At 65.6% G+C, this 14806-nt stretch carries 8 protein-coding genes; 6 read left to right on the top strand and 2 right to left on the bottom strand.

The window, feature by feature from the left end; all coding sequences use genetic code 11:
• The 3 genes from MHY29_RS02660 to MHY29_RS02650 form a co-directional block, all read left to right on the top strand.
• A partial coding sequence (locus MHY29_RS02660; protein ID WP_239238144.1) for a fatty acyl-CoA synthetase occupies positions 1–1562 on the top strand: 1562 nt, incomplete at its 5' end.
• Complete coding sequence (locus tag MHY29_RS02655) at positions 1562–2761, top strand: acyl-CoA dehydrogenase family protein (protein WP_239238143.1); 1200 nt, start codon at positions 1562–1564, stop codon at positions 2759–2761. The genes MHY29_RS02660 and MHY29_RS02655, both read left to right, overlap by 1 nt.
• 63 nt (positions 2762–2824) lie before the next feature.
• On the top strand, positions 2825–3625 hold the full coding sequence (locus MHY29_RS02650) for an enoyl-CoA hydratase/isomerase family protein (RefSeq protein WP_239238142.1): 801 nt from the start codon (positions 2825–2827) through the stop codon (positions 3623–3625).
• Positions 3626–3715: 90 nt separating this feature from the next.
• Here the strand turns inward: MHY29_RS02650 and MHY29_RS02645 are convergent, their stop codons facing one another.
• Together MHY29_RS02645 and MHY29_RS02640 are read right to left on the bottom strand one after the other, a co-directional pair.
• Positions 3716–3925 (bottom strand): hypothetical protein, encoded by a 210-nt coding sequence (locus MHY29_RS02645; protein ID WP_002857973.1) that lies wholly within the window; start codon positions 3923–3925, stop codon positions 3716–3718.
• A 75-nt stretch (positions 3926–4000) separates the two neighbouring features.
• Positions 4001–6541, bottom strand: coding sequence for a DUF262 domain-containing protein (locus MHY29_RS02640; RefSeq protein WP_239238146.1), 2541 nt, complete (start codon positions 6539–6541; stop codon positions 4001–4003).
• A gap of 258 nt (positions 6542–6799) precedes the next feature.
• Between MHY29_RS02640 and MHY29_RS02635 the strand changes: the two genes are divergently transcribed.
• From MHY29_RS02635 to MHY29_RS02625, 3 genes are read left to right on the top strand one after another with little or no spacing between them, the layout of a single operon-like run.
• Positions 6800–9739 (top strand): SNF2-related protein, encoded by a 2940-nt coding sequence (locus MHY29_RS02635; RefSeq protein WP_239238141.1) that lies wholly within the window; start codon positions 6800–6802, stop codon positions 9737–9739.
• 60 nt (positions 9740–9799) lie between these two features.
• A complete protein-coding gene (locus MHY29_RS02630) occupies positions 9800–11740 on the top strand; it encodes a site-specific DNA-methyltransferase (protein ID WP_239238140.1) in 1941 nt (646 codons plus the stop codon).
• Positions 11740–14730, top strand: coding sequence for a DEAD/DEAH box helicase family protein (locus MHY29_RS02625; protein ID WP_239238139.1), 2991 nt, complete (start codon positions 11740–11742; stop codon positions 14728–14730). Before MHY29_RS02630 ends, MHY29_RS02625 begins: the two co-directional genes overlap by 1 nt.
• Positions 14731–14806: the final 76 nt, after the last annotated feature.

Raw genomic sequence — 14806 nt, 5'->3', positions numbered from 1 at the left:
ACCTCTCCCCCGCCCCGGAGGACACGATCGGCCGCGTGTTCGCGCGCGCGGTCGCCCGCTCCCCGCAGGCCGTCGCGCTGCGCTTCGAGGACCGCGACTGGACCTACGCCCAGCTGCGGGACGGAGCGCACCGCGTGGCCCGCCGCCTCCAGGGCACCGGCCTGCCGGCCGGCACCCGGGTGGCCGCCTACGCCACCAACTCGGACGCCTACGCGCTGCTCTTCCTGGCCTGCGTCACGGCCGGCTACGTGCACGTACCCGTGAACTTGGCGCTCAAGGGCGGCGAGCTCGCCCACGCCCTCGAGGACTCCGGCGCGGAGCTGCTCGTGGCCGACGCCGGCATGCTCGAGCGCGTCGACCAGGTCCGGGCCGAGGGCCGCGCGTCGGCTCTGCGGCACGTGTGGACCATGCTCCCCGCCGGCCACGCCGAGCCCTCCGTGCTGGAGACCGCCCAGGACGAGGCGCTGGATTCCGCCGCCCCGGAGGCGGAGGTGTCGGCCACCGACCTGGCCCAGCTGCTCTACACCTCCGGCACCACCTCCACCCCCAAGGGCGCCATGATTTCCCACCGGGCGCTCGTGGCCGAGTACCTCTCCTCGATCATCGCGCTGGACTTCACGGCCGAGGACCGCCCCCTGGTGGCCATGCCGCTGTACCACTCGGCCGCGATGCACGTGTTCCTGCTCCCCTACCTGAGCCTCGGCGCCACCGTGCGCCTGCTGGCCGCCCCGGACATCCCCCGGATGCTCGAGCTGGTGGAGACCGAGCACATCGGCTCCCTGTTCCTGGCGCCCACCGTCTGGGTGCCGCTGGCGAACCATCCGGACCTCGCCACGCGCGACCTCTCCTCGCTGCGCAAGGCCCAGTACGGGGCCTCGATCATGCCGGTGACCGTGCTGCAGCGACTGCGCCAGAGCCAGCCGGGCATCGGCTTCTACAACTGCTTCGGCCAGTCCGAGCTGGGCCCGCTGTGCACCGTGCTGCGCCCCGAGGAGCACGACGCGCGGCCGGCCTCGTGCGGCCGCCCCGTGTTCCACGTGGAGGCGCGGGTGATGACAGCCGACGGCGCCCCCGCCGCGCCCGGCGAGCCCGGCGAGATCCAGTACCGCTCGCCGCAGCTGCTCTCCGGCTACTGGAACCGCCCGGATGCCACCGCGGACGCCTTCACCGACGACGGCTGGTTCCGCTCCGGCGACCAGGTCACCCAGGACGCGGCCGGCTACATCCAGGTGGTGGACCGCATCAAGGACGTCATCAACACGGGCGGCGTCCTGGTCGCCCCGCGGGAGGTCGAGGACGCGATCTATGAGCTCGACGAGGTGGCGGAGGTCGCCGTCATCGGCCTGCCGGACGAGCGCTGGATCGAGGCGGTGACCGCCGTCGTCGTGCTCAAGGAGGGCGCGGAGCTGACCGCGGAGACCGTGCGCACCCACGTGAAGGAGCGCCTGGCGGGCTTCAAGGTGCCCAAGCGCGTGGACTTCGTGGCGGAGCTGCCGCGGAACCAGTCGGGCAAGCTGCTCAAGCGCGCGCTGCGCGCCGAGCGGACGCAGGAGGCCGGGTGATGCGCAGGCAGAAGCCGACGTACGACGTCGTCACGCCCCTGGACGTGGACTACCTGGACGCGTTCGGGGAGGCCACGGAGGAGGACCGCGCGCACTGGGACCGCGCCCGTGCCTACGGCCGGGAGGTGCTCGAGCGGATCGACGGGCACTGGGACCGGGCGGAGTACCCGTTGGACCTGGTGGCGCGGGCGGGTGAGCTGGACCTGCTCACCGACGGGCTAGAGGTGCCGGGGCACGCGGTGATGTCCCCGTTGGCCGCGGGCCTGGTGGCGATGGAGATCTCCCTGGCGGACGGATCGATGGCCGCGGCTGCGGCCGTGCAGGGTGGGCTCGTGCTGCGCGCCCTGGTGCACTGCGCGAGCCCGGAGCAGCAGGAGCGGTACCTCGAGCCGGTGGCGCGCGGCACGCTGCCGGGCGGGTTCGCGCTCACGGAGCCGTTGCACGGTTCGGACTCGGTGTCCCTCGAGACGTCCGCGCGGCCCGACGGCGCCGGCGGCTGGGTGCTGAACGGCGCCAAGAAGTGGATCGGCAACGGGGCCGCCGGGGGCATCACGATCGTGTGGGCCCGGGACACCGAGGACGGCCAGGTCAAGGGCTTCGTGGTGGAGCAGTCCACGCCCGGCTACGAGGCCGAGGTGATCACGGGCAAGGGCGCGCTGCGGGCGATCCACCAGGCCGAGATCACGCTGACCGACGTGCGGGTGGGCGACGACGCGCGGCTGCCGGGCGTGGCGACGTTCAAGGACGCCGCGCGCGTGCTGGTGGCCACACGCGTGAACGTGGGCTGGTCCGCGCTGGGCCACGCGACCGCCATGTTCGAGGCCGCGCTGGCCTACGCCCGGCAGCGCGAGCAGTTCGGCAAGCCGCTGGGAGCGCACCAGATGGTGCAGGAACGGCTCGCGCAGATGCTGGACGAGGTGACCGCGATGCAGACCCGCTGCGTGGCCGTGGCCCGCCTGCAGGCGGCCGGGCGGCTGCGCGACGAGCAGGCCTCCCTGCTGAAGTACGCCTGCACGCGGGGCGCTCGACGGGTGGCGCAGATTGCCCGGGACATGCTCGGCGGCAACGGCATCCTCCTGGAGCACCGGGTGATGCGGCACTTCGCCGACGTCGAGGCGCTGCACACCTACGAGGGCACCGAGTCCGTGCAGGCGCTGATCCTCGGCCGGGACCTGACCGGGATGAGCGCGTTCGCGTGAGCCCCGGCCGGCCGCTCTCGTGGCCGGCACCCGCCCCCACCTTCCGAACCCCTAGGAGCTGACATGACCACCGCACCCACCCCTTCTTCCTCCGACGACGCCCCCGCCGTCCTCGTCGAGACGCGGCCCGGCGTCGTGCGGCTGACACTGAACCGGCCCGCGAAGGGCAACGCGCTCGGACTGACGATGGCGCGCGAGGTGCTGGCGGCGATCGCCGCGGCCGAGGCGGACGAGTCCGTGCACGTGCTCACGCTGACCGGCGCGGGGCGGATCTTCTGCGGCGGCGGGGACGTCCAGGCCATGGCCGCCTCCCCCGCCGGGCCGGAGCGGCGCGCGATGATCCAGGAACTCGGCGAGGCGGCGGGCGAGGTCGCGGTGGCGCTGACGGGCTCTCGCCTGCTGGTGCTGGCCGGCGTCAACGGGACGGCCGCCGGGGCGGGGCTCGGGCTCATGCTGGGCGGCGACGTCGTGCTGGTGCGCGAGGACGCGCAGCTGGTGACGGCGTTCTCCGCGCTCGGGATGACGCCGGACACGGGCGTGTCCTACTGGCTGCCGCGGGTGCTCGGGCCGGTGCGCGCGACGCAGCTGCTGCTCGGCGGGCGGCGCCTGAACGGGGCCGAGGCCGTCGCGTGGGGTCTGGCGACCGAGGCGGTGGCCGGCGACGCGTTCGCGGCACGTCTGGCGGCGCTCGAGGACGAGCTGGTGGCCGGTCCGGCACACACCTATGGGCCGACCAAGGCGCTGGCGCGCGGGGCCGACGTCGAGGCGCTGCGCGCACATGTGCGGCAGGAGGCGGCGTCGATCGCGGCGGCGTCCGAGCACCCGGAGGCCGTGCGGCGGGTGGAGGCGTTCGCGGGCCGGTGAGGGGCGGGCGACAGCCCGGGCCGTGAGCGGCCAGGCCGGCGGCACGTGTTCAGCGGGCCGACCCCGGTCAGGTCCGCGAGGGCGTAGAGATCACTTGAACATCTTCAGGACGTCACCCAGGCCGACCGTGGTGCGCCGGTAGACGGCGTTGTAGGCGGCGCGCTTCGGATCGCGCAGCCAGCCCATCCCCTTGCGGCCGTAGCCGGGGATGACCTTGCGCTTGATCGCACGCTTGGCGCGGCCCGTGGTGCGGGCCTTGATGGACTTCTTCAGGCTGGGCTTGCGGAGACCAATCTTCATGGGGCGAGCGTACTGGGTGGGGTGGACGGGGTGAGGGGGTCAGCGCCTCGCCAGGGCCTGCCCCTGGCAGGGCTGTCAGGCAGTCCTGTCGTCCTCCTGGACGGTGCGCAGGAACCATTCCAGCGCGTCGAGGAACGCCTCCTGCGCCGCGGCCGGCCGAAGGGTCTGCGGCTTGATGCTCGGGCGTCGGCGGAGAGACTCAGGGCCGAATTCCAGCCCGGGGATGAGATTCAGACGTCCCCGGAATTCGTCGAGAAGCGTCTCGTCCGTGAAGGGAGCCCACTTCGCCAGATGATAGAAGACGACCTCGACGCCGTACGTCGGGTACAGGATCACCGGCCAGATGGCGCGTGCTGACGTGCGCGGGACGACCAAGAAACAACCGCCGGCGGCATTGTCCGCGAATTCCGCCCGGCCGCCGCGCTCGACCCAGCCTCGTTGGACCTCGATCAGTGCGCGGGCCGATTCGGAATCGTTGTGGTCGTGCAGTCGGTCGACCCAGCGGTCCCGGAGCGCAGGGTCGTTGCCCGGGGCGGCGAGCGACCGGGGGTCGGTCAGGTCGACATCGACGTCGATGAGCTCGGCGAGCTGCTCCGCCACCAGCCGCTGGCCGCCGTCGGCACGTCCGTCCTCGGAGAAGCGCACGCCTTCGGCCGCGAGGACGTCGTGGGGATCGTCCGTGCGGTGGACGTCGGTCCACCGGAAGGACGGAGAGACGGTGCCTCCCGCCTGGAGCACACGATGAGCGTGCGGCAGGGCCGTCCGTGCGAGGTAGGTCCCCACGGGGACCGGATGGCTTCCGATCAGCCGTGCGAGTTCGCCGTAGGAGGTCCAGGACCCGGCGGGAATGGCCTCGACGGCATCCGACAGCGTCTGCCAGGCCGTGTGAGCGACTCCGGAGGCGGCCTCGGCTGAGGGCCCCGGCCAGATACCGACGATCCGGTCCGCCAGCCGCTCGGCGCGAGCACGGATCTGCGCGGGACCCCATACCGGCTCAGCGGAGATCTCCTGGTTCATGCGGATGCCGCTCTTGGCCAGCTCCGCACGCTTGACCGCGAAGGGCCCGTTGCTCAGCTCGCTGTTGTACCCGGTGAGGGTGAGGTTGCCCAAGGTGTGGAGGAGTTCGGTGTGCACCTCTCGAAGATCCTGGTGCGCCTCGAGCTGGTCGGCCAGAGCGCGCTCCCACTCCTCCGTGAGGGTCTGCGGCATGACGTGCTCGATGGTCGCGCTGTCGAGGTCCACCGGCTCCTTGCTGCCGTAGGACTCCTCGATCCACCGGAGGATCAGCTTCCGGTGGGCCGCCCGGCCCGTCGTGTAGAAGGGTGCCGTCATCACGGCCTGGCGGATCTGATCGTCGGAGGCGAAGTGCTTCCGTCCGCTGGAGAGGAATCGCTGCAGGGCATCCGCCGGATCGTCCTGACCCTGGATGTCGGCCGTGGCCGCGAGCAAGGTGGTGTTGAGACCGTCGGAGTAGCGGCCGAAGACGAGACGTCGGACCAGGTACGACTCGAGGTAGAGGAGCGCACGGGCCAGTTCGTCCGAGTCAATGTCCCCCAAGGACCGGCGCTCCATCAGGTGCAATGTGATCGGGAACGTCGTCGTCGTGCGCCAGGCGCGCAGGCGCGCCAAGCGGAACCGCACTGCGGCGTCCTTCTCCTTCTCCGGGCGGAGCATCACGTCGTAGAGACGCCCCAACGCCAGGAACCGCTCGACTTCCGCCCTGACCTGCGACTCGTCCTGCAGGCCACGCATGCGTCGCTGCTGGCCCGCGTAGATCTCCGTTTGGCGGACCTTGGGATCCTGTTGCACCAGGTCAAGCCAGAACAGGGTCTCCAGTTCCTCATTGGAGAGCAGGTTCTGCAACGGGAGCCACAGGGTGGTGTAGACCTCATCCGCCCGTGTGGGCAGCTGCATGAACAGGTAGTTCCTGAGCAGGTCGCCCTGGGTGAGCTTGAGGCCGGTGTTGTTCAGCGACTCGAAGATGCGGTGGGCGTTGTCGTTCTCCCCGGTGGTCACGGACACGATCGACAGGCCGGCGACGACGGCGGACTCGACCTCCGCCAAGGTCAGCGGCTCCTCTTCACCGTCAGCAGACGGTTGACTCAACCCGAGCAGCTTCGTCAGGAAGAACTGGTGGGCTTCGCTGATCCTGGAGCCTTCGGCAGCATCCGGGGCGTGCTCGATCCGTCCGCGGTAGGCGCCGCGGTCGGCCTGGGTGGGCAGGACCTTGTAGCGGAGATCGCCGTCCTCCCACTTGTTGACCAGGTACTTCTCATTGACCCGATCGGCGTGCATGGGGCCTTCGTGCTCAGCCCGGTGGTCGCGGACAGCGGCGAGGAGGAGCGTCAGCGTCGTCAGCCGCTGCTGCCCGTCCACCACGAGCCACCGCTGGACGCCGCCGGGCCCGTTGTCCCGGAAGCCGGCGAGAACGAGGGAGCCGATGAAGTGGGTCGCCGAAGGGTTGTCCCGCCGGTGGTCGGCGATGTCCACGACGTCCTCCCACAGTCGCTGCCACTGCGGGCGACCCCAGGAGTACGTCCGCTGATAGAGCGGGACCGTGTACTGGTAGGAGCCCCCGAGGAGTTCCTGAAGGGTGACTTCACGCGCGGTGACCATGCAAGGCAGTCTACGAAGCCAGGGGCGCTCGCTGAGGAAAGACGATCGGTCCAACCGGGTCCACGGCCAGACCCAGAGCGAGCGGGCCCAGACAGTGACACGGGCGTGAACGTGCCCGGCACCACACAGCCGATCGTTGTGTGGCAGTATCACGCGAGAACGCCTAACGGCCAGGGGAGCCGACACCGTGAGGCGCGTCGTCCTGACCATCGCCGCTCCGGCTGAGGCCAAGCGGGGAAAAGCGAGGAGCGTGACGCCGTGAAGCGTGCAGTGGCCCTATCGGATCGCGGCAGTGGCGATCCGACCGCCCGATCCACGTCACCTCTCTCCGACTACCAAGCCAAGTACTTCGCCCACGAGCTGCAGCGCAGCTACGCGAACGATCACGTCGGAAAACTGGCCGGGCTGCTGTTCGACGCACAGGTCGACCCCAAACCACATCAGATCGATGCGGCGCTTTTTGCACTCCAGACGCCGTTCCTGCCGGGTGTGATACTGGCGGACGAGGTCGGCCTGGGCAAGACGATCGAGGCGGGCATCGTCATCTCCCAGTACTGGGCTGAACGCAAGCGCCGCATCCTGATCATCGCTCCCTCGAGCCTGCGTCAGCAGTGGAAGCAGGAGCTGTACGAGAAGTTCCTCATCCCGTCCTCGATCCTCGACGCCAAGTCGAAGCACGCATTGCTCACGACGGCCGACACCCGTTCTACTGAGGTCCTCATCTGCTCGTACGAATTCGTGCTGCGGCACGAGACCTCACTCCTGAAACCGTGGGATCTGGTGGTGGCTGACGAAGCGCACCGCCTGCGCAGCTTCTGGAACGGGAAGGCGAAGATGGCCGAGGCCGTCTCGCACGTCGCCCGCAGCGCCCACAAAACCGTTCTGCTCACAGCAACGCCGCTGCAGAACAAGCTCGAGGAGCTGTACGGTCTGGTGTCGATCTTCGACCCAGACTACTTCTACTCTCTCGACGCGTTCCGCGAGCGGTACATCAAGAACCGCGACCTGACGGGCGACGACGATCTGGTCGAACGTGTGGCCGCGATCTCCAAGCGCACGCTCCGCAAGGACGCCAATAAGTACATCCGGTTCACCGAGCGCATGCCGATCACGGTGGAGTTCACCCCGTCACCCGACGAGGAGCGCCTCTACGACCTCGTGAACGACTATCTGCAGCGCGACGAGCTGTTCGCTTTCGCGGGATCGCAGCGTCACCTGTCGGCTCTCATCATCCGCAAGCGTCTCGGTTCCTCGACGTATGCCGTTGCGAGCACCTTGGAGAACATCGCGAACCGTCTCGCGGACGAGGTGGCCGCGGGCAAGCTCCGTGACAATCGCGGCGGACTGTTCCTGGCCGACTTCGAGACCGGTGACGAACTCGAGGAAGAGATCCTCGAGGAAGCCGAGGAGACGACGGCTTCGGCATCGAGTGTGCAGCTCGACGAAGAGACCCTCAAGCGTATGCGCGCCGAGGTGGAGGAGCTTCGCGAGTACGCGGCGCTGGCGCGGTCGATCACTGACAATCAAAAGGCCGTCAAGCTGGGTGAAGCGCTCGACATGGGCTTCGAGCGACTCCGCGAGCTGGGTGCCGCCGAGAAGGCGATCATCTTCACTGACTCGACGAAGACACAGGAATACATCGCCCGCACGCTGGCCGGCGCTGGTCGCGGTGAGGGCGTCGTGCTGTTCAACGGCTCAAACACGTCGCCTGAGCAGACGGCGATCTACCAGGCGTGGCTGACGGCCAACAAGGATAGCGACCTGATCACGGGCATCCCAGCGGTCGATCGCCGGAAGGCGCTCGTGGACTACTTCCGCGAGCACGGCACGATCATGATCGCGACCGAGGCAGCGGCGGAGGGTATCAACCTGCAGTTCTGCTCGATGCTCGTCAACTATGACCTGCCGTGGAACCCGCAGCGCGTCGAGCAACGTATCGGCCGCGTGCACCGCTTCGGACAGAGGCACAACGTCGTCGTTGTGAACTTCAGCAACAAGGGCAACGTTGCTGAGCAGCGCATCCTCGAGCTGCTGACGAACAAGTTCCAGCTGTTCTCAAGTGTGTTCGGCGCGTCCGACGAGGTGCTTGGCGCGGTAGAGGACGGCCTCGACTTCGAGAAGCGGATCAGCGATATCCTCAACCGCTGCAAGACCGCCGGCGAGATCGACACGGCATTCAAACAGCTTGAGAATCAGTTCGCAGGCGAGATCTCGAAGGAGATGGCCAGCGCGAAGGCCAAGGTCTTCGACAACCTCGACCCGCATGTGCAGGATCGCCTCAAGGCGTATGACGAGCAGTCCGGTGACGTTCTCAACAAGTTCGAGCGCCTGCTTCTGGCGATCACCCGGCACGAACTGCGCAATGTCGCGACGTTCGAGGGCGACGGCCGCACGTTCGTGCTGAATCACGCGCCGACTGACGATGCGCCGACGGGCCGCTACTTCTTCAAGTCGAGTCCTCTCCCGAACGCCCACCAGTATCGCTACGCCAGTCCGCTTGCGCAGCACGTCACGGACACTGCCAAGGCGCACGAGACTCCCCAGCGCGAACTGACCTTCTCGCTTGGTAAGTCAACGAGGGTCAGCAACGCTGTCAAGGCGCTCGAGGGCAAGAGTGGCGAGCTGACGGTCAACCTACTGACCTTCACGATGCGAGCACGCGACGAGGACATCTCCGAGTCGTACATGCTCGCCGGCGGCATGACCGACGACGGCCAGTACCTGGATGAGGAATACGTCGCCGACATCCTCGACCTCGCCTGCCAAGGCGTGGGTGAGCGACCGGTCAAGGTCGATATCTCCAGGGTCGAGCCACATCTCGAGGCGCGGCTCGGTGAGCTGGAGAAAGAGGTCCAGGGGCGCAACTCCCGCTACTACGACCAGCAGGAGGAACTGCTCTACCGCAATCAGCAGGATCGCAAGGCCGAACATGAAGGCAAGATCCGTGAGTACCGCGCCAAGGAGAAGGAAGCCCGCAAGCTCGCCCGGCAGGCCGACGACCCGATGGAGCAGCTACGACTCAAGAAAGAGGCCCGGAAGTGGGAGCAGCGTGCCGAGGAGGCTGACGAGGACTTCCGGGACGCGCGCAAGAAGCTCCGGGCTGAGGCGGATAAGTACCTCGAGCTGATCGAGCAGTCGCTCCAGGGAACCCAGGAGACCGAGCACCTGTTCACGATCCGCTGGCGGGTTGTCACATAGACCGCGGGTCACTCACAAACCCGACGCAAATTGTTAAAATCATGAAAGAGAACCACGCGAATGACTGACGAGATCTACGAAACACCATCCACTACACCGAACTTTCAGACCGAGCTGGCAGCGCAGCTTGCCGATCTGATTCCCGAGGCAATCGCCGACGGCAAGGTGGATGTCGAGAAACTCAAGGAACTCCTCGACGGTGACGCGGCCGACAGCAGTGAACGGTTCGGACTGTTCTGGCCGGGCAAGAAGCGCGCCCTGCGCGCGGCGCAGGAGCCGACCACGGCGACGCTCAAGCCCGACTTCGAGAACTCGAAGGACTGGGACACGACGAAAAAAGTCTTCATCGAGGGTGACAACCTCGAGGTGCTCAAGATCCTTCAAAAGCACTACCACGCCAAAATCAAGCTGATCTACATCGACCCTCCGTACAACACCGGCAACGACTTCGTCTACCCGGACAACTACAAGGAGGGTCTCGACACCTACCTCGAATGGACGCGCCAGGTCAACGAGGAGGGCAAGAAGGTCACGACCAACGCCGAGACCGAGGGCCGCTACCACTCCAACTGGCTCAACATGATGTACCCGCGTCTCAAGCTCGCGCGGAATCTGCTAACTGATGACGGAGTCCTCTTCATCTCGATCGACGACAACGAGTTCGACAATCTGTCGCGACTGTGCAAGGAATTGTTTGGTGAGGACAACTTCTCGACCACGTTTATCCGACAAAAGAAGAAGAAGCCGTCGTTTCTGCACAGCAACGTTGGATCGATGACCGAATATGTCGTATGTGTGACGCGTAACAAGAATTTCACTTTCCCATTTTCGGTCGATACGACCACCGCAGGTAAGAAGTACCCTCTCAATAACGCTGGAAATTCGCTCGCTCGACTCACCTTCCCAGCCGGATCCGTTCGGTTTGCGATGGCCGATGGTGTCGTCGCTCCTCAGGACATGAGTGAAGGAAAAATCATCACTCGTCTCACCGATGAGCTCGTCATCGAGAACGGAGTGAACAAGAACGCGTTCACACTCGAGGGCGAGTGGCGCTACAGCCAAAGCCGCTTGGACGAAATCGTGGAGGCCGGCGAGCAAATTACGATCTCGAAGATTCCGTTCCGCCCGAACCATGTAAAGGTCGGCGGCGAAGTCAAGAAAATGCATAATCTCCTCACCCCCGATACCTACAAGGTGGGGACGAACGAAGACGGCACTGAAGAGGTCAGCAAGCTGCTCGGTGGCGACTACTTTGACAACCCGAAGCCGTCGAGCCTCGTTCGCGTGCTGACCCAGGCGGTAACTTATGACGACCCTCAAGCAATCGTGCTGGATTTCTTTGCGGGTTCGGGGACTACAGCTCACGCTGTGATGGCGCTTAACGCGGAGGACGGCGGTGCGCGACGCTCGATTGTCGTTCAGTTGCCCGAGCCGGTACTGGACGGCAGCGATGCCTTTAAAGCCGGCTACCGAACGATCAGCGAAATCTCTCGCGCTCGGATCAAGGCGGCGGCCGCAGCGCTCGAGGCATCTCGCGCTGGCCAGCTTGACGATGCTAAGGGCCCGCTGGATACCGGTTTTCGTGCTTACAGGCTCGCGGACACAAACTTCGTCAAGTGGCGCCTATCGAGCGACGTCGCGGAGGACGCGCTGCAGCAGCACCTGCTTAGCCTACGTGACAGCGCGACCGATGACGCGACTGCCGACGATCTGCTCACCGAGATCCTGCTCAAGCAGGGCTACTCGCTGACCGAGGCCGTTTCACCTGCCGAGGTTGCCGGCCTTGATGTACGGCTTGTTCGTGACACTGATGGCGACGTTGCTGTGGTGGCGTACCTGAACGAGCACGTCAAGCCGACGCTCGAACAGCTGCGTGCGCTCGTTGACAAATCTCCGACGCGGATCATCGTGCTCGAGGACGCCTTCCAGGGCGATGACGAACTCAAGACCAACCTAGCCCAGCTCGCGAAGAGCAAGGGCATTGAGCTCTGGACGGCGTGATGAGCAGCGGGTTCAAGTTCGACGCCAGCCAGCCCTACCAGCTCGACGCGATCAAGTCGGTCGTCGATCTGTTCGATGGTCAGCCGAAGGACGCCGAGAAGCTGGAGACGACGCTACGCAGCCAGGTGGCCGCGCTCGACGAGACGGAGAACGCCGCGCTCGACCTCGACCTCTCGCAAGAGGTCGGCGCCGTCGGGAACCGGCTGGTACTCGACCGCGACACGATGCTTGCCAACTTGCAGCGTGTGCAGGACAAGAACGGCCTCGAGGTCGCCTCGAAGCTCTTCGACGACTCTGCGCTCGACTTTGACATCGAGATGGAGACGGGTACAGGTAAGACGTACGTGTACCTCCGCACCATCTTCGAGCTGGCCGCACAGTACAACTTCACGAAGTTCGTCATCCTGGTGCCGAGCGTCGCGATCCGCGAGGGCGTGAACACGAGCATCCGGCTCATGCGTTCGCACTTTGAAGATCTGTACAGGAAGCGCAACATCACCTTCGACTCGTCCGTCTACAGCGGTAAAACGGCCGAGGAGGTGCAGTCGTTCGCGACGTCGACCAACGTGCAGATCATGGTCATGACGATCGACTCGATCCGTGGCAAAGCGAACACACGCATCATCCACCAGACGCGCGACAAGCTGAACGGTCTCAAGCCGATCGACTACCTGAAGGCCACGCATCCGGTCGTCATCATGGACGAGCCGCAGAACATGGAATCCCTGCTCTCTCAGTCGGCCGTGAGCGAGCTCGACCCCGTGTTCACACTGCGTTACAGCGCGACGCACAAGAAGCTCCGCAACGTCGTCTACCGGCTCGATCCGGTCGATGCGCACGACCTCGGCCTGGTGAAGCAGATCGTGGTCGCCGACGTGCAGCAGCAAGGTGCGGACGCGACGCCGTACATCAAGCTGGTCGAGGTCAAGAACGACAAAGGCTGGGTCGCCCGGCTGGAGCTGTCCTGCCGCAAGGCCGACGGTTCGCTCGAGCGGCGCGTGGTGAACGTCAAGCAGAACCAGGAGCTGTCCGATCCTCGCCTGACGAACAACGCGAACTACGACGGCTGGCGCGTCAACGAGATGAGCATCGAACCCGCGTACGTCGACCTGACACTGCATGGCTACTTGTACCAAGGTGAGAGCATCGGCGGATCGTCGGGTGCGATCTACAAGGAGATGATCCGCGAGACGATCAAGGAGCACTTGCGTAAGGAAACGCAGTTGCGCGCCAAGGGCATCAAAGTGCTCAGCCTGTTCTTCATCGACAAGGTGGAGAGCTTCCTCGGTAACGGCTCGAACAACAACGATGCAAACGGCCAGTTCGTGCAGTGGTTCGACGAGCTGTTCCGTGAAGAGCGTGCCAAGTCGCCGCAGTGGCAGGAGCTGCTTCCGCAAGATCCGGCCGAGCTGCGTCGCGGCTACTTCTCTGTCCTCAAGGGCAAGAAAGGCGTGGCAGATAAGTTCCAGGACACGTCCGGCACCACGAAGGCCGACGACGACGCGTACGAGCTGATCATGCAGGACAAGGAGCGTCTGCTCGATGAGAACGAGCCGACACGGTTCGTCTTCAGCCACTCTGCCCTGCGCGAAGGCTGGGACAACCCGAACGTCTTCCAGATCTGCACCCTGCGCGAAATGGGCGCTGAGACGGAACGCCGCCAGACACTCGGGCGTGGTCTCCGCCTGCCCGTTGCGAAGAGCTCAGGCGGCTATGAGCGCGTGGCCGATCGCGGCATCGCGACGCTGACGGTGGTGGCGAACGAGTCGTACAAGCAGTTCGCCGACGCACTCCAGAAGGAATACAAGACCGCGGGTGTCGAGATCGGCCGCGTGCGCAAGGCGGAGTTCTCGAAGATCCCGCTGCAGAACCCCGACGGATCGCTCACCGATGAAAACCTCGGCTACGAGGGCTCCGTGTCGATCTGGGAGCACTTGCTCGCACAGAAGTTCATCGATAAGGACGGCGTCGTGCAGCCGAAATTCCAGCCGAACACGCTCGATTTCAGCCTCAACTTGCCTGTCGACTTCTCGTGGGCCGAGCCGTTCGTCGTCGAGCTGGTCGGCCGCGCCAACATCGGCACGTATGTCAAGCCGAAGAGCAAGCGACACTCGCGCAAGCTCAACAAGGAGCTGTTCGCGAACCCGGAGTTCGAGAGGTTCTGGGAGACGATCAGCCGCAGGACCACGTACCGCGTCGAGGTGGAGCGCGACAAGATCATCGAGAACTCGGTCAAGGCGATCAAAGAGGCACCAGACATCGAACCGCTACGCATCCAGGTCACCCGCGCGGGCGTGAAGGTGCTCCGCGGTGGCGCGAAGGGTCAGGAACTCGGGTCACGTCAGCAGGAACTCCGAGGCAGCTACGACCTGCCCGACATCATCGGCGAGCTACAGGCGGCCACGTCTCTCACTCGCAAGACCATTGTCGACATCCTCGTCGGCAGTGGCCGGCTGGACGAGTTCATCGCGAACCCGAACGACTTCATTGCCATGGCCAGGCGCCTCATGCAGACCGAGCTCGCGAAGCTCGTCGTCGACGGCGTTCAGTACGAGAAGATCGCCGGCTCCGTCTACGAGCTGCGTGAACTGCGCAAGGACGGCGAAGAGGAGAAGGAGCGTTTCCTCGACCAGATGTACAAGCTGGAGAACGCAGACAAGTCGAACTTCGACTACGTCGTCTACGACTCCGACCCCGAACGCCAGTTCGCGGAACTGCTCGACGGCCGCGAGGACATCAAGTTCTTCATGAAGCTGCCTGACAAGTTCAAGATCGACACCCCCGTTGGGCCGTACAACCCGGACTGGGCGATCGTGAAACATGAAGACGGCGAAGAACGGGTGTACATGATCCGAGAGACGAAGAGCACGGAGGACGAGATCAAGCGCCGGCCGACGGAGAACGCCAAGATCAAGTCTGCTGAGAAGCATTTCGAGGCCATCAGCGTGCCGAACTACGCGGTGTCGGTGCCTGGCAGCTGGAGGCTGTGACGTCTCGCCCAGGAGCCTTGCCACGGTCAACTTCGGCAGCGCCATGTGCTCGCCCGCGGTCTCGTTGGAGGCCTTG

This window comes from Micrococcus sp. ACRRV, assembly GCF_022346985.1.
In the GTDB taxonomy this organism is placed as follows: Bacteria; Actinomycetota; Actinomycetes; order Actinomycetales; family Micrococcaceae; genus Micrococcus; species Micrococcus porci.
This window is presented reverse-complemented; position numbering and strand designations above follow the sequence as displayed.

Coding starts and splice junctions, on each gene's coding strand:
- MHY29_RS02645 (WP_002857973.1), bottom strand. CDS start 3,925: ATGAAGATTGGTCTCCGCAAGCCCAGCCTGAAGAAGTCCATCAAGGCC.
- MHY29_RS02625 (WP_239238139.1), top strand. CDS start 11,740: ATGAGCAGCGGGTTCAAGTTCGACGCCAGCCAGCCCTACCAGCTCGAC.
- MHY29_RS02655 (WP_239238143.1), top strand. CDS start 1,562: ATGCGCAGGCAGAAGCCGACGTACGACGTCGTCACGCCCCTGGACGTG.
- MHY29_RS02640 (WP_239238146.1), bottom strand. CDS start 6,541: ATGGTCACCGCGCGTGAAGTCACCCTTCAGGAACTCCTCGGGGGCTCC.
- MHY29_RS02630 (WP_239238140.1), top strand. CDS start 9,800: ATGACTGACGAGATCTACGAAACACCATCCACTACACCGAACTTTCAG.
- MHY29_RS02650 (WP_239238142.1), top strand. CDS start 2,825: ATGACCACCGCACCCACCCCTTCTTCCTCCGACGACGCCCCCGCCGTC.